Here is a 25,382-nt window from a genome sequence, read left to right as displayed (position 1 = left end):
CGTCTGCCCTGCGTACCCCCACCCTACGCGGTTAGTTGTCATCCGGCATTTATCGGCCGACCCGGCCCGGACCTGTGCGGCGAGCCGGCGTCGTCCCGGCGGGCAGCGCGACGGACGGTGCCCTACAGTTGAAGCCGGGTTCGACGACGTGGGAGGTGACGAGTTGGATCAGACGAGACCCGCGCCGTTTCCGCTGATGATCGACCTCAACCAGGGCGAACACGCCGTCGTGGAGGTCGGCGGCGATCTGGATTTCCCCTGCGCCGAACTGCTGCGCGGCACGCTGGCCTCGGCGCTGGACGCCGGACCGGCGACCCTGACCATCGACGTCGAACGGCTGACCTTCATCGACAGCACCGGCCTGGCCGTGCTGGTGTACGCCTGGAGCCGTGGTCGCGAGTCGGGCATACCGGTCACGGTGCGCTCGATCCCGCCGTTCCTGTCGTCGACCCTGGACATCACCGGCCTCACCGAACTGATGGACCGCGCCGCCGAGCGCCCCGAGGTCACGGACGCGGCCGCGACCGCCTGACCGTCCCGCCGCCTGACCGTCTGACCGGCCGACCACCTCGCCCTGACCGGCTGGCTGGCCGCCTGACCGGCCGGCCGCCTCGCGCCGCCGGGCCACCCGGCAGCGCAGACTGTAGAGCTGGGCGCACAGGCGGGGTGCGACAATTCCGACATCAGGTCAGTACCGCTCCGGGAGCACCAGCGGGGCAGCTCGACAGTCTCGCGAACGAGTACCGTCGCTCGCCACCGGTCGCGTACCGGCCCGGACCCGCCCGGCGGCGGCGGTGCAGGGCTCCTACCGGCCGCCCCTCGGCCGCGCGGCCGGCGACCCGCCGTTCAGGTGCAGGGTGAGCTGTCCCGTCGGCAGCTCGGCGAGGAACGCCGAGGGGTCGACGAGCTGGTCCAGGTGGCGTACGCCCGGTGTGGTCTCCCCGAGGAAGATCCGGCGGGCGACGTAGGCCGCGACGATTCCGGTGGCCCGGCACTCCTGCCGTCCGGTCGCGGCGCAGCAGACCCGCCGGCCGTCGGCGTCGGTGGCCGTGACGTGCAGCGCGAACCGGTCGCTGCCGGTGTGCAGCCGGGACAGGGCGGTGCTGAGTAGCGGCTCCGCTCCGAGCCGCCCGAGCAGGGCGAAGAGGCCCGCTGACCGGAGCGCGAAGACCAGGCCGGTCAGTGCGGGCGAGTCGAAGCAGATCCTGGTGGCGACCGGCACACCGAGCGTCCCGGCCAGGGTGTACTGGTCGGAGAAGGGGAACCAGTAGGTGCTCCGGTCACCGAACCCGGGCAGCGGGGCCCGGGTACGCACCGGAAAGCCGTGCGGCGGCCGGACCGGCTGGCCGAGCTGGGCGACGGTCCACCTGACCGAGTCGGGACCGTGGTCCCCGGCGGCGCCCAGCAGAATGCCGATCTCCACCCGCCGCGCGTCCGGCAGCCGGTCGACGCAATACCGGGCCAGCACGTTCGTCAACCCCGGAGCGAGTCCGACACTCAGCGCGGCGGTCGCGCCGCTGGCCGTCGCGACTGGATCGAGCCGGCCGATCCCCGCCAGTACCGGCCGGGAGGCGCTGACGTCGAGGTAGTGGATCCCGCGCCGCAGGCACTCCTGGGCCAGGGTCTCGTTGCCGCGCTCGACGCACATCACCACCAGGCCGGTCCCCCGCAGCATCCGGTGCACCTGGTCCGGCACCCCGACGTCGACGGCTTCGGCGCGCAGCGCGGTCGGGACCCGTGCGACGAGTTCCCGGGCCCGCCGGAGGTCCCGGCCCGCCACCACCACCCGGTCCGGGAACCACTGCCCGAGCGCCTCCGCCGTGACCCGCCCGACGGCACCGTACCCGCCGACCACCACGATGCGCCCGGTGGTGTCGCGGCCCTGCCGCCGGTTCACGTCTTCCGCCGGGGGCGGCGGAGCAGGGCCAGCCCCAGGGCGATCGCGACCAGCAGGGTCAGGATCCCGGTGCCCTGGAAGAAGATGTCGTCGGAGATCACCGCGTCGCTGCCGGCCGGATAGAGCCGCTGCACCAGGTCGGCGCTGCCGGTCTGGCGCAGCAGCACGTAGAGCGTGTGGTTGTAGCCGCCCTCGTAGCAGCCGAGCCACAGCACCCAGAAGACGACCAGCACGCCCGGGTACGTCCGGGCCGCCCACCGGCGCCGCGCACCCAGCCGACCGAGCCAGACGGTGCCGGCGAAGACGGCGGTGAAGACGATCGCCAGGACCGTGCGCGCCGGTGTGCCGAAGGCGACGCCGCCGTAGACGTGGTGCGCGACGGTGACCGCCCACAGCGCGGTGAGCAGCGTCGCGGTCACTTCGGGACGCCGTACCGGTTGATTCGTCATTGATCCGCTCTCCTTCGTCCGTCCCCAGTCTGGGTACCGGTCGAGGACACGACCAATGCATATCTGGGAGAGCAGCCATGTCTAGGGAACATAGCTACGTGCACGGATCGACAGAGTGCGGTCTCCGACAGACCGCGCCGGGGTGTCGGGCCCCCTCACCCGACACCCCGGCCGCACCGCCCCCGGACCGGTTCCTAGCGCATCACCCGCACGCCGAGGGCCTCGTCGAACAGGTCGGCGACGCTGAACGCGGAGACCGTCGCCCCGTTCACCTGGGCGTTGCCCACGTGCGTGCCGTACGCCACCGTGCCGACGAACCAGGGGCCGCCGCTGTCGCCGACCTGGGTGATGTTGTCCCGCACCGCCACCTGCCGGTGCGAGGTGCCCCGCCGGTCGGTGATCGACACGTCCAGGTCGGCGATGAACGAGCAGCGCCGCAGGCCCGTGCTCTGGCCGAACACGCACGCCTGGTCACCGATCAACATGTCGGCCAGCCGCCGTACCCCGGTGACGTTCCGGGTCTCCGTCGACCCGGCGACGAAGTCGTCCGTCACCGGAACGTCGGAGGTCGACCACTCCACGTCGCCGAAGTCGCCGAGATGCTCGTCGAAGAGGTTCAGCGGATGCCGGGCGCCGTTGTGCACGGCCTGGCTGTTGTTGCAGTGCGCGGCGGTGGTGACCCCGACGAAGCCGCCCGGACTCACCGAGAAACCGGTGGTGCAGAGCAGTCCGGCGCCGGGACGGGTGGTGGGCATCCCGCCGAACAGGCTGGTGTGCCGCTGGTTGGCCGGTCCCTCGACCACGTCGAGATCGAGCCCGGCCCGCAACGACGCGGGCAGCGCCGCACTGATCGACGCGGACGTGCTCGCCACGCCCCGGAGCGCGGTGCCGGGTTTCGCCGTGACGGTCGCCCGGACCTGCCCGGAGGTGATGTCGGCGGCGGTGGTGACCGACGTGTAGCCCATCGCCTTCAGCTGCCCGTGCACCGCCCTGGACCGGTCGGCCAGCTCCCCGGCCGAGTACGGCTGCCGGTCGACGATCCGGATCGGCAGCCCGGAGGCGGCCACCAGGGTACGGACGAACTCCGGCGCCACGCCCTTGACGAGGAACGTCGGCGCCTCGCCCGGCCGCTCGGGCAGCACCCCGCCGACGTACGTCTCCGGCAGCCGTTCCGCGAGCGTACGGTGCAGTGGGCGTACCTTCTCGGCCAGCTCGTGCCGGGCACGCACCTGGGCCGACGTCCACCCGCGGTCCTCCGCCAGCGTCGCGAGGTCCGCCGCCAGCGCCTGCGTCTCGTCCTGCCGGGTCACCCCGACCGGATCCGGCTGCTGCGGCGCGGCCGGCCCGGCGAAGGCCGGCACCGGCTGCCCGGACGCAGAGACCAACCCCAGCACCACCGCGGCGGCCACTGCCATGCCGGCTCTCGATCTCATCGTCGGATCCTCCCTGGCTCGGGTACACACACGACATTCCCGTTGCCTGAAAGGTAGGCCGGGCGGCATCGGCCGAGCGGGCCGGCTGGACGCCGTTGGACACCGTTGGACACGGCCGGCGCCGAGGGCGTCCGGGTAGGGAGAGCCCCGCCTTCGAGAGGCGGGGCAGCCGTAGTGCTTTCCGACGGTCGCGGAACACACACTTACCTCGGGTTCCCGACGCCTCTTTCCCGACGTTTCTTTCCCGACGCCCCGACCGACGGTGTCCGGGCGGTCCTATCCAGCACCGGAGGAACGATGTCGCACTCGGAGAACGGCCGGGTCAGCCGGCGGGCGTTGCTCGGTGGCGCCGCGGTCGCCGTACTCGGAGCCGGGCTGGCCCCACCGGCAGCCGCCCGCGCCGGCGGTCCTGGCCGGCCGCCGCACCCCCGTTCGGTGCACGCCGTGGCGTCCCGGCTGGACCGTGCCCTGGTCGAGCTGCGTCGGGACATCCACCGGCACCCCGAGACGGCGGGTGCGGAGCGGCGCACCGCCGCGCTGGTGGCGGGACGGCTCCGCGCGGCCGGCCTCGACGTGCGGACCGGTGTCGGCGGGCACGGCGTGGTGGGCGTGCTCACCGGCGCGCACCCCGGCCGGACGGTCGCCTACCGGGCGGACATGGACGCGGTGGCGCCGGCCGACCAGTTCGGCGGCGGCACCACCGCCGCGCACCTCTGTGGACACGACCTGCACACCACCGTCGGGGTGGGTGTCGCGGAGGTCCTGGCGCTGCTGCGCGGCCGGCTCAGCGGCTCGGTGGTGTTCGTCTTCCAGCCCGCCGAGGAGACGCTGAGCGGCGCCGCCGCGATGCTCGACGCCGACCTGTTCGGCCGGACCCGTCCGGCCGAGATCCATGCGCTGCACTGCGGTCCGTTCCCGGTCGGCCGGTTCCTGGTCACCGGGGGCAGCGGGCTCCCCGGCCAGGATCGTGGCGTAGTGACGCTGTCGGGCCCGGACGCGACCCGGCGCGGGCAGCGGCTCGCCGCCGAGGTCAACGCCCTCGGTACGGTGTCGCCGCCCGCCACGCCGGCCGACCTCGAACAGCTGGTGGCGGACATCCAGCGTCCGGACGGGCCGCTGGCGGAGTTCGTCTTCATGCGTGCCGAACCGCCCGGTGCGGGTGACCCGGTCGAGATCCCGCTCGCCTACCGCTGCTGGCCGGAGCAGCGCTACACCGCGATCCGCGACGACATCCGCCGGCTGGCGTCGGCGTACGGCGGATCGGTGGACTTCCCCGCCGACCCGTTCCCGGCAATGGTCTGCCCACGGCGGGAGGCGCAGGCACTGCGCGGCTACCTGCACCGGACCGTCGGCCGGGCCCGGGTGGGGACGCTGCACGCCCCGGTGCCGTTCAACGGTGAGGACTTCGCGCTCTTCCTCGACCGGCTCCCCGGCACCTACACCTTCCTCGGCGTCCGTGCTCCCGGCGCCGGCATCGAAACCGCGTCCCCGCACTTCGGCACCTTCGACCCGGACGAGCGGGCCATCGGGTACGGGGTGCGCGCGATGGCCGGCTGGCTGGCCTCCCGCACCTAGGAACCAATCGGCACGGCGGTGACCTGGGTGGCCAGGTCGAGATCGGTGCTGCGCGGCGGCCGTGCCCATGTGGACGGTCGACCGGCGCACGCCGACGCGTCGATCTCTTTTGTCACCACGAACAAAAGTCCGCTGGATTCTGCCGAAAGATCTAGACATCGCGACGTCAAGCCCGTTAATGTCCAACAACATCAACATGTTTCATCGAGGTAACCGGCGACGCGGTTAGCTCGACGTCTGAGAGTCACGGCCTGGCCGGGGGAGCCACGCTCTCCGGTCGGCGTGCCCCGCAGACCGTGGCGCCGTCGTCCACGCCACCCCCGCATGACGTCGGCCGGCTCGGCCGGCGGCACACGTCATGGTCCGACCCACCCCCGACGTCCATCAGCGCATCCGATCTCAGACCCGTCTGTCCACACGCCAGCCTCGGCATGGCGGCAACCGCAGCACCGGGCCCGTCCGCGCGGACCAGGCAGGTGTGCGGTCCGCCGTCATGCCCTCCGTCGATCCACACGCGGTCCCGACGGGTCGTCGGCGTCCACAAGACTCGCGAAAGGTGTGTTCGACATGCCAGCTCTACCTGTGCGGTGCGGCCCGCCGCGACGCGCGCGGCTGCTCTCCAGGCTCGGACCGGGCCGCCCCGGCCGACCGGTCCGGATGCTCGCGGCGGTCGCCGTGCTGCTCGCCGGTTCCGGGCTCCTCACCGCCCCGGCCGTGGCCCGTCCGGCGGGCGACGGACCGGGCACGGGCAGCCGCCAGGCGCAGGCCCAGGTACTCACCTGGACGGCCGGCGACAGCACCCAGGCGTACGTCTCCGCGCCCACCACCGCCGTCGCCGGGCCGGCGACCCTGGTCTTCGAGAACAGTGTGGCGACCGGCAACACCACCGGCATGCAGCACACCCTCACCTTCGACACCGGCAACCCGGAGTACAACCAGGACGTCGACGTCAACATCCTGGCCGACCCGTTCGACAGCAACCAGGGCCGCTGGACCGTCGACGTCGTGCTCAGCCCCGGCACCTACCGGTACTTCTGCGCGATTCCCGGGCACGGCACGATGAACGGCCTGCTCGTGGTGACCGGCGGCGGCGAGGACACCACCCCGCCAACGGTGACCGCCGAGGTGAGCGGTGAACAGGACGAGGACGGGGCGTACGTCGGCGCCGCCACGGTCACCCTCGCCGCCACCGACACCGGATCGGGGGTCGGCCGGGTCGAGTACTCGCTGGACGGCGGCCCGTACGGCACCTACTCCGCCCCGGTCACGGTCAGCGCCGCCGGAGAGCACACGGTCACCTACCGGGCCACCGACGTCGCCGGCAACACCTCCACACCCGGTTCGGTCACGTTCACCGTCGCCGCCCCAGACGACCCGGACACCACCGCGCCGACCGTCACCGCCGCCGTCACCGGCGAACAGGACGACGACGGCGGCTACGTCGGCACGGCCACCGTCACCCTCACCGCCACCGACACCGAATCCGGCGTCGAGCGCGTCGAGTACTCGCTGGACGGTGCCGAGTACGCCACCTACACCGCACCGGTCACGGTGAGCACCGCCGGGCAGCACACGGTCACCTACCGGGCCACCGACGTCGCCGGCAACACCTCGCCGGTCCAGTCCAGCACCTTCCGGGTCGTCGCGCCGTCCGATCCCGACACCACCGCGCCGACGGTCACCGCCGCCGTCACCGGCGAACAGGACGACGACGGCGCCTACGTCGGGATGGCCACCGTCACCCTGACCGCCACCGACACCGGCTCCGGCGTCGACCGGACCGAGTACTCGCTGAACGGTGGCTCGTACGCCGCGTACACCGCGCCGGTGATGGTGCACCAGCCGGGCCGGCACACGGTCAGCTACCGGGCCACCGACAAGGCCGGCAACACCTCCACGCCGCAGTCCGTGACGTTCGAGGTGGCCGACACCTCCAGCCCGGACACCACGGCACCCACCGTGACCGGCGCCGTCACCGGTGACCGCGACGAGAACGGCGGCTACCTGGGTGCCGCCACGGTCACCGTGGACGCCACCGACAGCGAGTCCGGAGTGGACCGGATCGAGTACTCGCTCGACGGCCGGGCGTACGCGGCGTACACGGCGCCGGTGACCGTGAACACGGTCGGCGAGCACACGGTCGCCTACCGGGCCACCGACAAGGCGGGCAACACCTCGGCACCGCAGTCGGTCACCTTCCGGGTGGTCGAGCGGCCGGGTGACACCACCGCGCCGACCGTGGCCGCCACGGTTGCCGGCAACCGGGACGGCGACGGCGCCTACGTCGGCGCGGCGACCGTGACGGTGAACGCCACCGACGCCGGATCGGGAGTCGAACTCGTCGAGTTCTCCCTGGACGGGCAGCCGTACGCCGAGTACACCGCCCCGGTGACGGTCAACCAGCCGGGTGCGCACACCGTCACCTACCGGGCCACCGACGTCGCCGGCAACACCTCCACACCCGGGTCGGTCTCGTTCACCGTGACCGCCACCGGAAACCCGGACACCACCGCACCGACGGTGGCCGCCGCACTCACCGGACAGCAGGACGCGAACTGGGCGTACGTCGGCAGCGCCACCCTGATGCTCACCGCCACCGACACCGGCTCCGGGGTCCTCCGCGTCGAGTACGCCCTCGACGGCCGGGGCTACGTCGTCTACACCGGCCCGCTGACGGTGAACACCCCAGGCGCGCACACGGTCAGCTACCGGGCCACCGACCGGGCCGGGAACGTCTCCGGAACCGCCTCGACCACCTTCACGGTGGTGCCGAGCGGTCCGCCGGCCCCGTCCTGCCGGGTCACCGACACCCGGCCGACGGTCTGGCTCGGCACCCTGAACAGCGACGTGCCGAACCGGGTCGTCGAGGGCCGCTGCTCGATAAACGACCTGATCCTCGACGAGCGGACCTGGCCGGACCACGCCGCCTTCGTGGAGCACGTCCGGGGGGTCGCCGAGCACCTGCACCACCGGGGGAAGATCCTGCTCAAGGAGCAGAACGCCCTGGTCCGCACGGCCCGGGAGTCCGGCGTCGGCAGGACCGAGGCGAAGCAGGGCTACCAGCCACTGCTGGACCGCACCGCCGCCTCGTTCAAGCTCTGGGAGCAGGTCGGCCCGGGTGGCTTCCGGCGCAACGCCGACGGCTCGATCACCAGTAGGCCGGTCGACGGCCTCGGCATGCTCTGGTTCCCGGTGCGCAGCTACGGCGACTTCTCGCTCAAGCTCCAGTGGCGGGACGACGCCCCCGGCGACGGGCGGGCCAACAGCGGCGTCCTCGTCCGCTTCCCACAGGTGCACCAGCACCCGCAGGAGTCCCGGCCCGAGTGGGTGGCCATCAAGTACGGCCACGAGTTGCAGATCCTCGACCGGACCGACGGCGACGCGTACAAGAGCGGGTCGGTGTACGGCTTCGACCGGGTCGACCTGGCCGGTGCGGGGGTCACCCCGAAGGGCAGCTGGAACGACTACGAGATCCGGGTCGTCGGCCAGCACTACTCGGTGTTCCGCAACGGCGAGCTGATCAACGAGTACGTGAACGTCCCGGACGCCGTCTTCGACCCGCCCCGGGCGGACGACCCGGGCGGCGCCGGCCGGCAGAACGCGACCGGCTACGTCGGCCTGCAGAACCACGGCGCCGCCGACCTGGTCAGCTTCCGCAACGTCAGGATCGCCCCGCTGACCCCGTGACGCCGGAGGCCGTCTCCCCCGCCCAGCCGAGCGATTGGACAGAACCTTGGACAAGGAAACGAAGGACATCGGCGAGGTCGTGCTCGCCCCGCCCGACGGCGGGGCGGAGCACCGGCCCGCGCCGCCGGCCCGGCTGCTCGGCACCAGCACCGGTCGGGCCCTGCTGGTGGCGGCAGTCATGCTGGCCACGCTCGTCGGTGTGGGCGGGCTGGCGCTGGGCGGCGGCACCGGCCGGCCGGCCGCCGGCCCGGCGCAGCGCCCGGTCGAGGCGGCCGCCGCGGCCCGCTCGGCGGAGCGGCCGGAGGGCTGTGTCGCCCCGGACCGCCGGCTGAACCTGTACGCGGTCGAGCTGCCCCGGGACCCGGCGACCAACCAGGTCCGGCTCGGCTACGGCCTCACCCCGCAGACGGCCTCCTACCCGGGGCCGACGATGGAGATGATCGAGGGAGAGTGCCTGGCGATCACCCTGCACAACCAGGTGCCGGCCGCCACCCTGGAGGCACTGCGCACTGATCCCGAGCACCCGGTCGGGGTCTCGCTGCACGTGCACGGGGTCAAGTACACCCAGCAGTCCGACGGCACGGTGCACAGCAACTCCTTCGTGCCGCCGGGCGCCTCGCGGACGTACTTCTGGTTCGCCAAACCGCGCACCGGTGCCTCGCAGGGCACGGCCGGCTACTGGTGGTACCACGACCACGTGGTCGGCGGGCCGCACGGCACCCAGGGCCTGCGCTCCGGGCTCTTCGGTGGCCTGGTGGTACGCCGGCAGGGCGACCCGCGCCCGGACCGGACCTACGTGACCGTCTTCGGCGACCGGCAGACCATCAACCTGCGGCGCAGCGCCGACGCGGACACCTGCGACCCGGTCGACCCGGTGCCCGGACCGACCTGCCTGGTGGCGAAGCTCGGCGAGCGGGTCGAGTTCATCGTGATCGGGATCGGCGACGACATGCACACGTTCCACGTGCACGGGCACTCCTGGGCGGACACCCGGACCGGGCTGGCCGAGGGCAGCAAGGCACTTGTCGACTCGATCCCGATCATCGACAACAAGACGCTCGGCCCGGGTGACAGCTTCGGCGTGCAGATCGTCGCGGGCGACTCGGTCGGACCGGGCCACTGGATGCTGCACTGCCACATGCAGTTCCACTCCGACCTGGGCATGTCGACGACGCTGCACGTGCTCGACGAGAACGGGCAGATGCCGCCGCACGCCGGCGGTCACGCCCCGGCCGCACCCGCCGGGGGCGCTGCCGCGCCGGCCGGCGGACACGCCAACCACAGGTGAACCGCGCCCGGTCACACCGGCACCGGACATCCCAGCCATCAGCCATCGCTAGGACTCTTCGTACCCCCTCTGGAGGAGGAGAAATGGCTCACAGACGCCATTTGCGCCGCGCGGTCGCGCTGGCCTCGGGCGCCTTACTCGCGCTCGGCCTGCTGACCGTCCCGGCCGCGCCGGCCGCCGCGGCCCCCGATCCGGGCGTCGGCGGCGTCGCGCCGGCCTGGAGCGGCGGGTCGGTGAACGTGCTGGTCTTCCACGGCCCGGCCGACTCCCAGGACGACCCGGTCGGCAAGGCGGTCAGCGCGATCCGCAAGCTCGGCAACGAGCACGGCTTCACCGTGCACGCCTCGGCCGACCCGACCGTCTTCACTGCCGACAACCTGGACCGCTACCGCAGCGTGGTCTTCCTGTCCGCGAACGGGGTGACGCTGAACGACGCCCAGGAGGCGGCGTTCCAGGCGTACGTCAAGGGCGGCGGCGGATTCGTCGGCATCCACGACGCCGCCCGCGCCATGCCCGCCTCCGAGTGGTTCACCGGCCTGATCGGCACCCGCCCGGCGGCCAGCCTGCCGAACGCGGAGAAGATCGAGAGCGTCACCGCCAGCGGCAACAACCCGCCGAACGAGATCGTCGAGAACCTCATCGACGGCAAGACCGGCACGAAGTGGCTGACCCGCACCCCGACCGGGTGGGTGGTGGCCAGGCTCGCCGAGCCGAAGGCGATCGCGCAGTACGCACTGACCTCCGCGAACGACTTCACCGGCCGCGACCCGAGGGACTGGACCCTACAGGGCTCGGCCGACGGGGAGACCTGGACCGACCTGGACCGCCGGACCGGGGAGACCTTCTCCGGCCGGTTCCAGACCAAGCAGTACTCGTTCACCAACACCCAGGCGTACGAGTACTACCGGCTGAACATCACCGCGAACAGCGGTGAGCCGCTGATCCAGCTCGCCGAGCTGTGGCTGATCGGCCCGGACGCCGGACCGGCACCGGAGAGCCGGGTGCAGGAGGCGGTGGTCGACGTGGTCGACCGGCAGCACCCGGCGAACAAGGGCCTGCCACTGAACTGGACCCGCTCCGATCAGTGGATGAACTGGGACCCGAGCCCGGTCGGCCGGGTGCACACGGTCGCCCAGGTCAGGGAGACCAGCTACGACGCCGGGCTGGCCGGCAACGGCGCCTTCCACCCGATCTCCTGGTGCCGGGACTACGACGGCGGCCGGTCGTTCTACACCGGCATGGGCCGGACCGAGGCCAGCTACACCAGCGACACCCGGTTCCGGAGCCACCTGCTCGGCGCGCTCCAGTGGACCACCGGCCTGGTCCGCGGCGACTGCAAGGCGACGATCGGCGCGAACTACAGGATCGAGCGGTTGACCGCCGCCAACCAGTCCGGCCAGCTCGACCAGATCGGCGAGCCGCACGGCCTGACCATCGCCGGCGAGGGCCGGGTCTTCTACATCGGCAAGGCCGCCTGCCCGAGCGGGCCGGTCGCCGACTGGGCCGACCCGAACGTGGGGCTGGGCTGCGGCACCATCCACCAGTGGGACCCGAAGACCAAGCAGGTCAAGCTGCTCACCACGCTGAAGGTGATGGGCAACCGGGGCAGCGGCAGCGAGCTGGTGAAGAACGAGGAGGGCCTGGTCGGCATCACCCTCGACCCGAAGTTCGCCGAGAACGGCTGGATCTACGTCTACTGGATGCCGCACGAGTCGATCGACCGGGAACGCCGGGTCGGCCAGCGTACGGTCTCCCGGTTCAGCTACGACCACTCCGCCCAGTCGATCGACCAGGGCACCCGCAAGGACCTGCTGCACTGGGACACCCAGATCCACAGCTGCTGCCACGCCGGTGGCGGGATGACCTTCGACGAGTCCGGCAACCTCTACATCGGCACCGGGGACAGCAACTCCTCCGGCGGTTCGGACGGCTACTCCGGGAACAACTGGACCCAGGAGTACGCCGGGATCTCGTTCCAGGACGCCCGGCGTACCTCCGGGAACACGAACGACCTGAACGGCAAGATCCTGCGCATCCACCCGGAGCCGGACGGCAGCTACACCGTGCCGGACGGCAACCTCTTCACCGGCCAGGAGCAGGGCGGCGGCAAGACCCGGCCGGAGATCTACGTGATGGGGGTCCGGAACATCGCCCGGATCGCCTGGGATCCGGTCAACGACTGGCTCACCGCCGCCTGGGTCGGCCCGGACGCCGGTGCCCCGAGTCCGGAACTCGGCCCGGCGAAGTACGAGACGGCGACGATCATCACCTCCGCCGGCAACCACGGCTGGCCGTACTGCATGGGCAACCGGCAGCCGTACCGGGACCGCAGCAACACCGACGCCACCGTGCTGACCGGCTGGTACGACTGTGACAACCCGAAGAACGAGTCGCCGCGCAACACCGGGCTGGTGAACCTGCCGCCGGTGCGGGACAACATGATCTGGTACTCGCCGCAGGGTGGCGGGCCGGTCTTCCCGAAGCGGGACGACGGCAGCGGGCTGCCGACGTACGAGCCGGACGACGTGCGGCTGACCCAGCCGTACCTGACCGGCGGTGGGCAGGCCGTGATGGACGGCCCGACCTACCAGCGGGAGAAGGTCGACGTGCACAGCGGCGTCGCCTGGCCGGAGTACTGGGACGACAAGTGGTTCATCGGCGACCAGTCGAACGGCAACAACCGGATCGCCGTCACCGTCGACCCGGCCACGGTCCCGCACGCCGGGCCGCCGGCCTTCGCCGAGGACGTCCGGGCGATCATCCAACCGGGCACCGGCGCCAACCAGCTGGACTCCTGGATGGACGCCAAGTTCGGGCCGGACGGTGCGCTCTACCTGCTCGACTACGGCCGGGGCTTCTTCAGCCTGCACGCCAACCAGAAGCTGCTCCGGGTCACCTACCAGGGCGGTCAGGCCACCCCGAACCCGAGCCTGGCCACGGCCCGGTCGGTCACGCCGAGCCAGCCCCGGACGATCGGCTTCTCCGCCGCGAGTGTCGGCGGGGTGGCCTGGGAGTGGGACTTCGGCGACGGCAGCAAGGTCTCCCGGCAGGCCCACCCGACCCACACCTACAAGCGGTACGGCACCTTCACCGCGACGCTGAAGGTGACGTACGCCGACGGCGAGGTGGTGACCGGGAAGGTCGAGGTGAACGCCGGCTGTGCCGCCGCGGACGCCCGGCCGACGGTCTGGATGCTGGACACCGACACCGGGGTGCCGAACCGGCAGACCGGTGGCGGCTGCACGATAAACGACCTGGTCGACGACGAGACCAGCTGGCCGAACCGGGCCTCGTTCCTCACCCACCTCGACGAGGTACTCGCCGAACTGACCGCCGCGCACGTGATCGACAACCGCGAGCTGCGGGCGTTGCGCCAGGCCGGCCGGCAGTCTCCGATCGGCGCCACCGGCGGCTACCAGCCGATCTTCGACGGTTCGGCGAAGTCGCTCGCCGGCTGGCGCCAGGCGCCCAGCGGGTCGTTCGGGCTGCGACCCGACGGCTCCATCCGCAGCGCCGGCGGGCTGGGCATGCTCTGGTACGCCGACCAGCAGTTCGCCGACTACTCGATCCGGGTGCAGTTCCGGGACGTCTCGCCGGAGAACGTCCGGGCCAACAGCGGCATCTTCGTCCGGTTCCCGGACCCGAGGACGCCACTGGAGCAGCGCCCGCCGGGCAGTTGCGGCACGGTGGGCTCGGCCCGTACCTCGCCGGCCTGGGTCGCGATCTACTGCGGCCACGAGATCCAGATCTACGACGGCGAGACCGGCGAGCCGCAGAAGACCGGCTCGGTGTACAACTTCGCCCCGAACCCGCTGGACAAGGCCGGGGTGACCCCGAAGAACCAGTGGAACGACTACGAGGTACGGGTGGTCGGCCAGCACTACACGATCAGCCGCAACGGTGCGGTGATCGCCGAGTTCGACAACACCCCGGGCAAGCAGTCGTCCCGGCAGGGCGACCCGCCGACCGACCTGCGGCAGTTCCTCAGCGGTTTCGTCGGGTTGCAGAACCACGGCACCAACGACCTGATCGAGTTCCGCAACGTCCGGGTACGCCAACTCTGATCCCCTGAGCCCCTGATCTCATGATCTGCGGATCTCCCGATCTGTGGATCTCCTGGTCCCGGAGCGTTCGGCCCGCCTGGCGAGCCGAGCGCTCCGGGACTTTTTCGTGCCCTGTCCCGGGCGGGTGTCACATCCGGGATGGCGGTGGTGCTTCCTAGGTGTGGAGCATGATGTGCAGGTCGTCGGGGGTGCGGCGAGCGTGCCGCCCGGCGTCGTCGCCGCGCTGCCGTACGCCGGTGGTGGCCGGGCGGCCGGGCGAGCCGGACGGAAGGATGCCGTGGCCGTGTCGACTTCCCCGGGCCGGAGTTCCGTCCGTCCCGACCTCGAACAGGTCTTCCGGGCCGCCTACCCACGGGTGGTCGCGGTCGCCGCCCGGGTGCTCGGCTCCGGCGACCAGGCCGAGGACGTGGCCCAGGAGGTGTTCCTGAGCTTCGGGCGTTCCTCGGTGCCGGCGGCCGAGGCGGTCGGCTGGTTGTGCGTCGCCGCGGCGCACACCGCGCTGAACCATCTGCGCACCGGCCGGCGCCGCGCCTTCCGCGAGGAGGCCGCCGGTGCCGGCGCCGCCGTCAGCCCCGACGTCGCCGACGAGGTCGTGACCCTCGACGAGCGCCGCCGGGTGCGGGCGGCGCTGGCCCGGCTGCCCCGCAAGCAGGCGGTGGCCCTGGTGCTGCGGCACAGCGGCCTCAGCTACGCCGAGGTGGCGGCCGCGCTCGCACTCTCCCCCGGCAGCGTGGGCACCACCGTGCGCCGCGCCGAGTCCGCCCTACGCGAGGAGTTGAACCGTGATGCGTCACCCGAGTGACGGCACGCTGCGCCGGCTCGTGGACGAGCCCGCCGGTGTCAGCGACGCCGACCGCGCACACGTCGCGGGGTGCCCGCGCTGCCGGACCGGACTGGCGGCCGCCCGCGAGGACGCCAGGTTCGCCGGCACGGCGTTGCGCGTCGAGGTCACCGGCGACGTCGAGGCCGGCTGGCAGCGGCTGTCCGGCGCGGTCGCCGCCGACGGTCCCTACCGGGTGGCGACCGTGCCGGCCCGGGTTCCCCGGTGGCGCACGGCGCTGCGCAACCCGGTGATCGCCGGGATCGCCGCCGTAGCGGTGCTCACCGGTGCCACCACCGCCGCCGCCGCGAACTGGTTCCCGATCTTCCGGACCGAACGGGTCGCACCGGTCACGGTGACCCAGGCCGACCTGCTCAAGCTGCCCGACCTCTCCGCCTTCGGCGAGGTCGAGCGGACGTCGGTGCCGAACATCCGACCGGTCGCCGACGCCGCCGCCGCGCAGCGGGCGACCGGGCTCTCCGCCCCCCGGGTGGACCGGCTGCCCCGGGGCGTCCGCGGGGAACCGACCTTCCACGTCGGGGACCGGGTAAGCGCGACGTTCACCTTCTCGGCCGAGAAGGCGGCGCAGACCGCCAGGGCCGCCGGCGAACCGCTGCCGCCACCGCCGCCGGGGCTCGACGGCAGCCCCTTCCGGCTCACCGCCGGCCCTGGCGTGGCCGCGGTCTGGGGACAGGACCGGGGGGTACCCGCCATGATCGTCGGCCGTGCCGTCGCCCCGACCGGCTACTCCGCAGGCATACCGTTCGAGACCGCCCGGGACTACCTGCTCTCGATGCCCGGCCTGCCGAAGGACGTCGCGGCCCAACTACGCGGCTTCGTCGGGGACGGTACGACCCTGCCGCTGATCGTGCACGCCGACCGGGAGACGACCTTCGCCACCGAGGTCGGTGGTGCGCCGGCCACCGTGCTGGCCAGCCGGGACGGCACGCTCACGGCGGTGTTCTGGGTACGGGACGGCATCGTCAACGCGGTGGCCGGCTCGCTCAGCGCCGACGAGGTGCTGTCGGTGGCCCGGGGGCTGCGGTGGGACCGGTGACCGCCCGCCCCACCGCCCGACCGGACGGGACCCCCTTACCGGGCCCGGACGGGACCCCCTCCCCCGGGCCGGCGGAGCGGCTCGACACCGACCTGCCCCCGTCCCCGGCGGTGTGGTGCTCGGGCCTGCGCAAGCGGTACCGGCGCCGTACCGCGGTCGACGACGTCTCCTTCACCGTCGGCCGGGGCGAGGTGCTCGGCCTGCTCGGGCCGAACGGAGCCGGCAAGACCACCGTGATCAAGATGCTGCTCGGCCTGGTCCGGCCGGACGCCGGGGAGGTGCTGCTGCTCGGTCGGCCGGGCCGGGACCCCCGGTCCCGGTCCCGGGTCGGCTACCTGCCGGAACTCTTCCGGTACCAGCCGTGGCTCTCCGCCGCCGAGGTGCTGGCCCTGCACGTGCGGCTGGCCGGCGTCGGCGTGCCGGAGGAGGAGCGCCGGGAAGTCCTCGACCTGGTCGGCCTCGCCGACCGCGCCGGCGACCGGGTGGGTGGCTTCTCCAAGGGCATGCAGCAGCGGCTCGGGCTGGCCGTCGCGCTGGTGGCCCGCCCGGAACTCGTCGTGCTGGACGAGCCGACCAGCGCCCTCGACCCGGTGGGCCGGGTCGACGTGCGGGACCTGCTGCTCTCGCTCAGGGCCCGCGGGGTCGCCGTACTGCTCAACTCGCACCTCATCGGCGAGGTCGAGCGGGTCTGCGACCGGGTGGTGATCCTCGACCGGGGCCGGGTCGCCGCCTCCGGCACCCTCCCGGAACTGCTCGGCCAGCGGGAACTGCGGCTCCGGCTGGACGGGGTCGACGACGCGGCCCTGGCCCGGCTGGCCGCCGCCGGCCCGGTCAGCCGGGACGGGGACAGCTACGCGCTCGCCCTGCCCGCCGAACAGGACGCCGCAGTCGTACCCGAACTGGTGGCCGACCTGGTCCGGCTCGGCGTACGGGTACATGCCGTCGAGCCGGGGCGGATCAGCCTCGAACAGCGGCTGCTCGACATCCTCCGTACCGCACCCGCCGAGGAGCGCGAATGACCGCCCGTACCGTCCTCACCGTCGCCACCCTGACCGTCCGGGAGGCCGCCCGGCGGCGGGTACTGCTGGCGCTCGGCGTGCTGACCCTGGTGCTGCTCTCGGTGAGCGCCTACGGCTTCTCCCGGATCGACGCCACGTTCGGCGGGCTCACCAGCGGGGAGGCCCGGCTGGTGGCCTCGCTCGTGCTCAACCTGGTGATGTTCGGCCTGAGTCTGATCGCCGCGCTCGGTACGGCGTTCCTCGCCGGCCCCACCCTCTCCGGCGAGACCGAGAGCGGGATCGCGCTGGCGGTGCTGGCCCGGCCGGTCCGCCGCCCGGCGGTGCTGCTGGGCAAGTGGCTCGGCCTGGTGGTCTTCGGCAGCGGGTTCGTGGCCGTGGCCGGGCTCGCCCAGCTCCTCGTCGTCCGGGTGACCACCGGTTACTGGCCACCGGAGCCGCTGACCGGGCTGGCCCTGCTCGCCGCGCAGGCCGCGGTGCTGCTCACCCTCGCCCTGCTGCTCTCCACCGCCGTCTCGCCGATGGCGTCCGGCGTCGTCGCGGTCGGCCTCTTCGGCGCCACCTGGATCGGCGGGGTCGTCGGCGCGTTCGGGGAGGCGCTCGGCAACGAGAGCGTGACCCGGATCGGCACCGTCTCCCGGATGCTGCTGCCGACCGACGGACTGTGGCGCGGTGCCATGAACGCCTTCCAGGACCCGACCCTGCTGGTGCAGTTCCAGGAGGCGTTCAAGGGACATCCGTTCCTGAGCGCGGCGGGGCTCACCCCCGGCTATCTGGGCTGGGCCGGCCTCTGGGTGGCGATCGTCCTCGGCCTCGCCGCCGTCTCCTTCCAGCGCAAGAACCTGTGACCGCCCGCCGACGGTCGTTCAGCCCAGGTCCCGGTCCCTGCCGTCCTTGATCTTCCTGGTGTCGCGGAGTTCCACGAACGGCTCCTCGTCGGCGGGGTGCCCGCCGGCGATGGCCCGGCCCCGGTGCAGCTCGGCGTCGAACTCGGCGCCGAGCAGGACCGCCAGATTGGAGATCCAGAGCCAGACGAAGAAGATGATGACGCCGCCGAGCGTGCCGTAGGTCTTGTTGTAGTTGTTGAAGTTGGCCACGTAGAACGCGAACCCGGCCGAGGCCACGATCCAGAGCAGTACGGCCAGCAGCCCGCCGGGAGTGATCCACCGGAAGCCGCCCTGCCGGGCGTTGGGCGCGGCCCAGTAGAGGATGGCGAACATCAGGCTGACCAGCACCAGCAGGATCGGCCACTTGGCGATGTTCCAGACGGTGACCACCGTCGAACCCAGGCCGAGCGCGTCACCGGCCCACTCGGCGAGCCTGCCGGTGAAGACGACGGTCAGCGCGCTGACCGCCAGCAGGGTGCCGACGACCACCGTCACGGCGAGCCGGATCGGCAGGGTCTTCCAGAGCGGACGCCCCTCGGGTACGTCGTAGATGGCGTTGGATGCGCGCATGAACGCGGCGACGTACCCGGAGGCGGACCAGAGCGCGACGACCAGACCGACGACGGCGAACAATCCGGCGGCACCCTGCGCCTCGGCGAGGTTGCGCGCCCCGGATGTCAGGATCTCGCCCACCGGGCCGGGCGCTACCCGGCCGATGTCGTCGATAAGCGGTTGGATCACCGAGTCGCCGATCAGGCCGAGCACCGAGACCAGGACCAGCAGGCCGGGGAAGATCGACAGTACGGCGTAGTAGGTGAGCGCGGCGGCCCAGTCGGTCAGGCTGTCCTCGCCGAACTCGCGTACGGTGCGCCGGAGCACGCCCCGCCAGCCCCGGGCACCGAGCTTGCCGGGCGCGTCCGGGGCACCGCCGGCACCGTGCGAGCCCGCTTCCGCCGCCGACGGATCGTCCCCGCCACGGATCGGTCCGGCATCGGCATCGGTGGTCCGGTCGTCGTGGTGTCCACGCTCGGTGACGTTGTCCGCCATGGCGGAGCCTGCCTCTCAGGTCATGTCGGCCGGCTGCGGGTGCGCGGGACCTCGGTGATCCGTCGCCTCGTGCTGCCGGGGCGCCCGGGACGGTTCAGCGGCGGCGGGGCGTCGCCGCCGGGACCCACCGCCGCCAGCCACGGGACCGGGCTCGGGCCGCGCGGTGGCGGCGTACCAGCAGTGCGGCGGCGCCGGCCGCGGCGAGCCCGGCCAGCGCCCCGGCGTACGGCACCGGCCGCTGCCGCACCTCGCCGACGGCCCGCCGGGTGGCCTCGGTGGCCCGGTCCGCGCCGCGCCGGGTGGCCTCGGTGGCCCGCTCGGTGCCCAGCCGGCCGAGGTGCCTGGCGCGCACGGTGGCGACCTGGGCGGTCGTCGCCGTCCGATCCCGCCACCGGACGGCCCGGCCCCTTACCTCGGCGGCCTTCTCCCTGGCCCTGGTCTTCACGTCGGCCCGCCGCGCCAGCTGCTGCACCGTGCCGCCCAGTTCGGCCCGGGTACGGGCGATGTCGGCCCGGATCGCGTCCGGCCCGTCCGCCGACGGCACCGCCGGCACGCTGCCGGTGCTGCCCTGGCTCGGGCTGGTGCCGGGGGTACGCGCGGCGGCGTTCCCGGTGGTGATGCTCATCGGTGTGCCCTCTCCTTCAGCTCGTCGATGTCGGCCCGGACGCTGCGGACCGCCTCCTCCGGCACCGGAGGACCGGCCTGCCGCAGTCGCCCTCGGCCCAGCAGGGCCAGCCCGGCCGCGCAGGCGAAGAGCAGAACGGAGACGAGCAACGCGGCCAGCCAGCCGGGCATCACCTCGGCCAGCCCGAGGACGACGGCGGCCAGCAGGGCCGCCACCCCGTACATGGCGACCAGCCCGCCGCTGCCGAGCAACCCGGCGCCGACGCCGGCCCGCTTGCCCTTCTCGGTCATCTCCGCCCTGGCCAGGGCCAACTCGTCCCTGACCAGCCGGGAGACCTGCTCGGCGGCCCGGTGGACCAGCTCGGCGGTCGACGCCGGCGTGTGCCCGGTCGAGCCGTCCGGGGTGACATCGCTCATCTCGCCCGCTCCTTCCCTCCTGGAAACGGTTATGCCCCGCCGGGCTCCCGGCCGAAACGCCTGACCGGGGGTGGAAAGCCGTCCGAATTGGCGGCGGTCGGACCGCGACGATCCGGCACCGACCGGGTATGTACCTCCCGCACGGACCGAGGCAGCCGCAGAGAGATTGGCCAGTACTCACAAATGCCCATAAATTCGGCTCGGCACGGCCATCCGTTACGCTCGGCGCTCATGACCGGCATCTCCAGCGGCCCGCCAGGCTGCGCCGAAGGGCGGGGCCGCGTGTCGGCGGCCCGGCACCACCCGCTCGACCGTCACCTGCCGGCCAGCCGGACGTACCGGAACCTGGCGTACCCGAGCACCGGAGCCGGGCTGCCCCCGGCGTCCCGCCCGGCAGCCGCCGGCCGGACCCGTACCGGGCCGAACCGGTGAGCACCGCCGAGTCCCCGTCACCGGCGGCGGCCGGCGTCGACGTCTTCGGCGTCGACACCGAGATCGGCCGCGACCTCGCCGGGGTCGACTGGGCGGCGACGCCGCTCGGCCCGCCGGCGGACTGGCCGCAGAGCCTCCAGACGGCGGTGAGCATCGTCCTGTCGTCGCGGTTCTCGATGTGGATGGCCTGGGGTCCGGAGCTGACGTTCTTCTGCAACGCCGCCTACCGCCGGGACACGCTGGGTCGCAAGTACCCGTGGGCGCTGGGCCGGCCGGCCAGCGAGGTGTGGGCGGAGATCTGGGACGACATCGGCCCCCGGATCTCCACTGTGCTGAGCACCGGGCAGGCGACCTGGGACGAGGCGCTACTGCTGTTCCTGGAGCGGTCCGGATATCCGGAGGAGACCTACCACACGTTCTCCTACAGTCCGCTGCGCGACGACGCCGGCGGGCTCGTCGGGATGTTGTGCGTGGTCAGCGAGGACACCGAGCGGGTCGTCGGTGAGCGGCGGATGGCCACGCTGCGGGACCTCGGCTCCGATCCCAGCGTGGTCCGCACCGAGCAGGAGATGCTTACCTTCGCCAGCCAGCAGCTCGACCGCAACCTGCGGGACCTCCCGTTCACCCTGACCTACCTGTTCGAGGAGGGCGACCAGGCGCGGCTGGCCGGCGCCACCGGCCTGCCACCCGGCCACCCGGCCGCCCCGGCGACGGTCCGGATCGACGATCCGGACACCCTCTGGCCGGCATCCGCCCTGGCCGGCGGCGAGTCGGTACTCGTGACACTCGACGGCCCGCTCTCGTCCGGCCTGCCGACCGGGGACTGGTCGGAGCCACCCACCCGGGCCCTGCTGGTGCCGCTGCTGCGCCAGGGCGGTGGCCCGTACGGCTTCCTGGTCGCCGCGCTGAACCGCTACCGGCCCTTCGACGACGGCTACCGCGGCTTCGTCGAACTGACCGCCGGGCACGTCGCGGCGGGGATCGCCAGCGCCCGCAGCTACCAGGCCCAGCAGCGGCGGGCCGAGGAGCTGGCCGAGCTGGACCGGGCCAAGACGGCCTTCTTCTCCAACGTCAGCCACGAGTTCCGCACCCCGCTGACCCTGATCATGGGTCCGCTGGCGGAACTCCGCACCCGGCTCGCCGACACCGACGAGCGGGTACGCGAGGAACTGGACGTCATCCACCGCAACGGCCTGCGGCTGGGCAAGCTGGTCAACACGCTGCTGGACTTCTCCCGGATCGAGGCCGGCCGGATGCAGGCCCGGTACGAGCCGGTGGACCTGGCCGCCGCGACCGCCGAACTCGCCAGCGTCTTCCGCTCCGCCATCGAGCGGGCCGGCCTCGCGTTCGAAGTGGACTGCGCAGCACTTCCGGAGCCGGTGCACGTCGACCGGGGCATGTGGGAGAAGGTGATCCTCAACCTGCTCAGCAACGCGTTGAAGTTCACCTTCTCCGGCGCCATCCGGGTCACGCTCCGGGCGGTGGACGGCCAGGCGGTAATAAGCGTCGCCGACACCGGGGTCGGGGTACCGGCCGAGGAGATGCCGCGGCTGTTCGAACGGTTCCACCGGATAGAGAACTCCCGGGCACGTTCGAACGAGGGCAGCGGGATCGGCCTGGCGCTGGTCAAGGAACTCGTCGCCCTGCACGGCGGCACCATCACCGCCAGCAGCACCGTCGGCGAGGGCACCCGGTTCACCATCTGGCTGCCGTTCGGCACCGCCCACCTGCCCGCCGACGCCCTCGCCTCCGCCGCCGACACCGCGACCGTCTCGGCCACCGCGGAACCGTTCGTGCAGGAGGCCCTGCGCTGGCTGCCCACCGGCGGCCGGGACGGCGGAGCCACCCCGCCGGCCGGCGGTCCCGTCGACTCCGGCGGGGTGGGCGGCACGCAACTGCCGGTCGGCGGCGCTCCGGCCCGGGTGCTGGTGGCGGACGACAACGAGGATATGCGCGAGTACCTGGCCCGGCTGCTCCGCTCCGCCGGGCACCAGGTGCGCACCGTCGGCGACGGGCAGGAGGCGTTGGAGTCGGTCCGTGGGGAGGTACCGGACCTGGTGGTCAGTGACGTGATGATGCCCCGCACGGACGGGTTGCGGCTGGTGGCCGCGCTGCGCGCCGAACCGCGTACCGCAGGTGTCCCGGTGCTGCTGCTGTCGGCCCGGGCCGGGCAGGAGGCAGCCATCGAGGGGCTGGAGGCGGGCGCCGACGACTACCTGGTCAAGCCCTTCTCCGCCGCCGAACTGGTGGCCAGGGTACGGGCGAACGTCGAACTGGCCCGGCTGCGCAACCACCACGCCCGCTGGCGTACCGCCCTGGTCGACTCGCTCCAGGAGGCGTTCTTCGTCTGCGACGAGACCGGCGCGGTCATCGAGATCAACAGCGCCTTCACCGACATCCTCGGCTACGGCCCGGAGCAGCTGCCCTATCCGCCGAACCCGCCGTGGTGGCCCGACCGGGTGACCTCACCGGAGGCCCATCAGCAGGCCGCCGACGCGTTCGGCACCCTCGTCGGGCAGTCGCAGGGCACGTACACGATCCCGGTCACCCACCGGGACGGGCACCGGCTGTGGGTGGCAGCGGCCTTCAACCAGGTCCAGGATCCCGGCAGCGGACAGCGGGTGATCGTCGGCACCTTCCGCGACGTCACCGCCGAGCACTACGCCGTGCAGCGAGACACCGCGCTGGCCGCGCTGAGCCTGCGGCTGTCGCAGGCGGAGGACCTCGCCGACGCCCTGCACGGCGCCCTCGACGAGATGCGGGCACTGTGGCAGGCGCCGTACGCGCTGGCGGCCGTCTTCGGCGGCTCCACCGGCCCGGCGCTGACGGCCACCGACCCGCTGCTGCGCTGGGACGGCCTGCCCGGAGAGCGCCGTCAGGCGCTCGTCGCGCTGCGCGACCGGCCGCCGCTCACCCCCGAGGTCCGGCCGGGAGCCGGGGCCGGGATAGCCCTGGAGCATCCGGACGGCACGATGGTCGTCTGGATCGAGCTGGGTGACGAGCGCCCGTTCACCGACCACGACCAGACGCTGCTGGCACTGCTCGGCGGCCACCTCAACCAGGGGCTGCGCCGGGTGCACCAGATCGACCAGCAGCGCGAGACGGGCCTCGCCCTGCAACGCGCCATCCTCGGTCCCGCCCAGCTGCCCACCGGGTTCGCGGTGCGCTACGAGCCGGCGACCCGGCCGCTCAAGGTCGGCGGGGACTGGTACGACACCGTCGAACTTCCGGACGGGCGGATCGGCATCGTCGTCGGCGACTGCGTCGGGCACGGGCTGCGGGCCGCCACCGTGATGGGTCAGCTGCGCAGCGCCTGCCGGGCCCTGCTGCTCCAGGACGCGAGCCCGGCACAGACGCTCACCGCCCTGGACCGGTTCGCCGCGCTGCTTCCCGGCGCCGCCTGCGCCACCGTGCTGTGCGGGGTGCTCGACCCGGCGACCGGACACCTGCGGTACGCCAGCGCGGGTCACCCGCCGGCGATCGTCGTCCATCCCGACGGCGGCACCCGGCTGCTCGACCAGGGCCGGTCGATGCCGCTCGCGGTCCACCGCACCGGCGAGCGGATCGAGGCCGAGTACGTCGTGCCGGCCCGCGCCACAGTCATGCTCTACACCGACGGGTTGGTCGAACGCCGCCGGCAACTGCTGACCGCCGGCATCGACCTGGCCGTCACGGCACTCCAGGAGGGACGCCGCTCCCCCATCGAGGACCTCGCCAGCGACGTGATGGAGCGACTCGCCCCGAGCGGCGGCTACGACGACGACGTCGCCCTGCTCCTCTACCGCCATCCCAGTCCGCTGGAACTGGAGTTCCCGGCCGAGGCGACCCGGCTCGCCCCGGTCCGCGCGGCGCTGCGCAACTGGCTCGACCGCTGCGGCCTGGACGCCAACACGGCACACAACGTGCTGGTGGCGGTGGGTGAGGCGTGCGCCAACGCGGTCGAGCACGGGCACCGGCACTCCTCCGACGGCTGGATCCGGCTGCGGGCTGCGGCGACCGCCGGCGAACTGCACCTGACCGTCACCGACAACGGCCGTTGGAAGGAGCCGCGCCCGGCGGAGAACACCCACCGTGGCCGGGGCTTCATGCTGATGCGGGCCCTCATGCACAAGATCACCGTCAGCACCGGGACGACCGGCACCACGGTCGACATGCAGGCAAGGATCGCCCGATGACCGCCACCGCACTGACGATCACCACGGACCGCCGGGCGGACGGGACTCCGGTGTTGACGGCCGTCGGCGAGATCGACATGAGCAACGCCGACTCGTTCGCCGCCGCCCTCGCCGACGCCGTCACCGGTGCCGACGGTACGCCCCTGCTGGTGGACCTCACCGCCGTGGAGTACCTCGACAGCGCCGGCCTGGCCACCCTCTTCGGGCACGCCGAACAGATCCGGCTGGTGGTCAATCCGCTGCTGGGGCCGGTGCTGACCATCTCCGGCCTGACCGACCTGACCAGCGTGCGAGGTCTCTGACCCGGGTACGGCTGCCGGGAGCGGTCGACCGGGTACCAGGGTCTGCTCCGGTACGTCCGAGCTGCCCGTCGACCGGGCCGGCGGTACGGTGGCGGGTGGCCGACGAAGTCCACCTCCCGCGATCCGTCGGGCGGCCGTCCCGGCGCCGGACCGATGGAAACGCGGCCGACGGAAAGCTGGACCGATGGAAGCGGCGCCCGACGGAAAGCCGG

The 25,382-nt window shown here is 72.9% G+C and carries 18 protein-coding genes; 12 read left to right on the top strand and 6 right to left on the bottom strand.

Annotated features, from left to right (window positions below):
* The first annotated feature begins 163 nt into the window (after positions 1–163).
* On the top strand, positions 164–532 hold the full coding sequence (locus tag ACN28A_RS25975) for an STAS domain-containing protein (RefSeq protein ID WP_421399058.1): 369 nt from the start codon (positions 164–166) through the stop codon (positions 530–532).
* Positions 533–805: 273 nt separating this feature from the next.
* Here the strand turns inward: ACN28A_RS25975 and ACN28A_RS25970 are convergent, their stop codons facing one another.
* From ACN28A_RS25970 to ACN28A_RS25960, 3 genes are all read right to left on the bottom strand, one after another.
* A complete protein-coding gene (locus ACN28A_RS25970) occupies positions 806–1,897 on the bottom strand; it encodes a saccharopine dehydrogenase family protein (RefSeq protein ID WP_421399055.1) in 1,092 nt (363 codons plus the stop codon).
* The gene (locus ACN28A_RS25965) at positions 1,894–2,346 is read right to left on the bottom strand and encodes a hypothetical protein (protein ID WP_421399053.1); all 453 of its coding nucleotides are present in this window, start codon (positions 2,344–2,346) and stop codon (positions 1,894–1,896) included. Before ACN28A_RS25965 ends, ACN28A_RS25970 begins: the two co-directional genes overlap by 4 nt.
* A 194-nt stretch (positions 2,347–2,540) precedes the next feature.
* Complete coding sequence (locus ACN28A_RS25960) at positions 2,541–3,779, bottom strand: hypothetical protein (protein WP_421399051.1); 1,239 nt, start codon at positions 3,777–3,779, stop codon at positions 2,541–2,543.
* 297 nt (positions 3,780–4,076) lie between these two features.
* Between ACN28A_RS25960 and ACN28A_RS25955 the strand changes: the two genes are divergently transcribed.
* The 8 genes from ACN28A_RS25955 to ACN28A_RS25920 all read left to right on the top strand — a co-directional run bounded on the left by ACN28A_RS25955 (position 4,077) and on the right by ACN28A_RS25920 (position 18,134).
* Positions 4,077–5,354: a M20 metallopeptidase family protein gene (locus tag ACN28A_RS25955; RefSeq protein ID WP_421399050.1), complete on the top strand. Its 1,278-nt coding sequence runs from the start codon at positions 4,077–4,079 to the stop codon at positions 5,352–5,354.
* A 567-nt stretch (positions 5,355–5,921) separates the two neighbouring features.
* Positions 5,922–9,041 (top strand): OmpL47-type beta-barrel domain-containing protein, encoded by a 3,120-nt coding sequence (locus ACN28A_RS25950; protein WP_421399048.1) that lies wholly within the window; start codon positions 5,922–5,924, stop codon positions 9,039–9,041.
* A 46-nt stretch (positions 9,042–9,087) separates the two neighbouring features.
* A complete protein-coding gene (locus ACN28A_RS25945; RefSeq protein ID WP_421399045.1) occupies positions 9,088–10,329 on the top strand; it encodes a multicopper oxidase domain-containing protein in 1,242 nt (413 codons plus the stop codon).
* Positions 10,330–10,412: 83 nt separating this feature from the next.
* Entirely contained in the window at positions 10,413–14,393 is a 3,981-nt protein-coding gene (locus tag ACN28A_RS25940; RefSeq protein ID WP_421399043.1) for a ThuA domain-containing protein, read from the top strand.
* Positions 14,394–14,553: 160 nt separating this feature from the next.
* Positions 14,554–15,195 (top strand): sigma-70 family RNA polymerase sigma factor, encoded by a 642-nt coding sequence (locus ACN28A_RS25935; protein ID WP_421399041.1) that lies wholly within the window; start codon positions 14,554–14,556, stop codon positions 15,193–15,195.
* Positions 15,179–16,270, top strand: coding sequence for a hypothetical protein (locus ACN28A_RS25930; RefSeq protein WP_421399040.1), 1,092 nt, complete (start codon positions 15,179–15,181; stop codon positions 16,268–16,270). Before ACN28A_RS25935 ends, ACN28A_RS25930 begins: the two co-directional genes overlap by 17 nt.
* Entirely contained in the window at positions 16,267–17,289 is a 1,023-nt protein-coding gene (locus tag ACN28A_RS25925; RefSeq protein WP_421399038.1) for an ABC transporter ATP-binding protein, read from the top strand. Before ACN28A_RS25930 ends, ACN28A_RS25925 begins: the two co-directional genes overlap by 4 nt.
* Positions 17,286–18,134 carry an ABC transporter permease gene (locus tag ACN28A_RS25920; RefSeq protein WP_421399036.1) on the top strand — a complete coding sequence of 283 codons (849 nt, stop codon included), beginning with the start codon at positions 17,286–17,288 and terminating at the stop codon, positions 18,132–18,134. Before ACN28A_RS25925 ends, ACN28A_RS25920 begins: the two co-directional genes overlap by 4 nt.
* Before the next feature lie 18 nt (positions 18,135–18,152).
* Here the strand turns inward: ACN28A_RS25920 and ACN28A_RS25915 are convergent, their stop codons facing one another.
* The 3 genes from ACN28A_RS25915 to ACN28A_RS25905 all read right to left on the bottom strand — a co-directional run bounded on the left by ACN28A_RS25915 (position 18,153) and on the right by ACN28A_RS25905 (position 20,261).
* Positions 18,153–19,220 (bottom strand): YihY/virulence factor BrkB family protein, encoded by a 1,068-nt coding sequence (locus ACN28A_RS25915; RefSeq protein WP_421399034.1) that lies wholly within the window; start codon positions 19,218–19,220, stop codon positions 18,153–18,155.
* A gap of 94 nt (positions 19,221–19,314) precedes the next feature.
* Positions 19,315–19,845: a DUF3618 domain-containing protein gene (locus ACN28A_RS25910; RefSeq protein ID WP_421399033.1), complete on the bottom strand. Its 531-nt coding sequence runs from the start codon at positions 19,843–19,845 to the stop codon at positions 19,315–19,317.
* A complete protein-coding gene (locus tag ACN28A_RS25905) occupies positions 19,842–20,261 on the bottom strand; it encodes a phage holin family protein (RefSeq protein ID WP_421399030.1) in 420 nt (139 codons plus the stop codon). The genes ACN28A_RS25910 and ACN28A_RS25905 overlap by 4 nt, the downstream gene beginning before the upstream one ends.
* A 231-nt stretch (positions 20,262–20,492) precedes the next feature.
* On the opposite strand from ACN28A_RS25905, the gene ACN28A_RS25900 reads away from it, so the two are divergent.
* Genes ACN28A_RS25900 through ACN28A_RS25890 form a run of 3 tightly spaced genes read left to right on the top strand, consistent with a single transcriptional unit; the run spans position 20,493 to position 25,170 of the window.
* Complete coding sequence (locus ACN28A_RS25900) at positions 20,493–20,693, top strand: hypothetical protein (protein ID WP_421399028.1); 201 nt, start codon at positions 20,493–20,495, stop codon at positions 20,691–20,693.
* Entirely contained in the window at positions 20,690–24,868 is a 4,179-nt protein-coding gene (locus ACN28A_RS25895) for a SpoIIE family protein phosphatase (protein ID WP_421399026.1), read from the top strand. Before ACN28A_RS25900 ends, ACN28A_RS25895 begins: the two co-directional genes overlap by 4 nt.
* Positions 24,865–25,170 carry an STAS domain-containing protein gene (locus tag ACN28A_RS25890; RefSeq protein WP_421399024.1) on the top strand — a complete coding sequence of 102 codons (306 nt, stop codon included), beginning with the start codon at positions 24,865–24,867 and terminating at the stop codon, positions 25,168–25,170. The genes ACN28A_RS25895 and ACN28A_RS25890 overlap by 4 nt, the downstream gene beginning before the upstream one ends.
* Positions 25,171–25,382 lie beyond the last annotated feature (212 nt).

This window comes from Plantactinospora sp. WMMB782 (assembly GCF_049179135.1).
In the GTDB taxonomy this organism is placed as follows: Bacteria; Actinomycetota; Actinomycetes; order Mycobacteriales; family Micromonosporaceae; genus Plantactinospora.
Note: the sequence above shows the minus strand (reverse complement) of the source record. Positions and strands in the feature narration are given on the sequence as shown.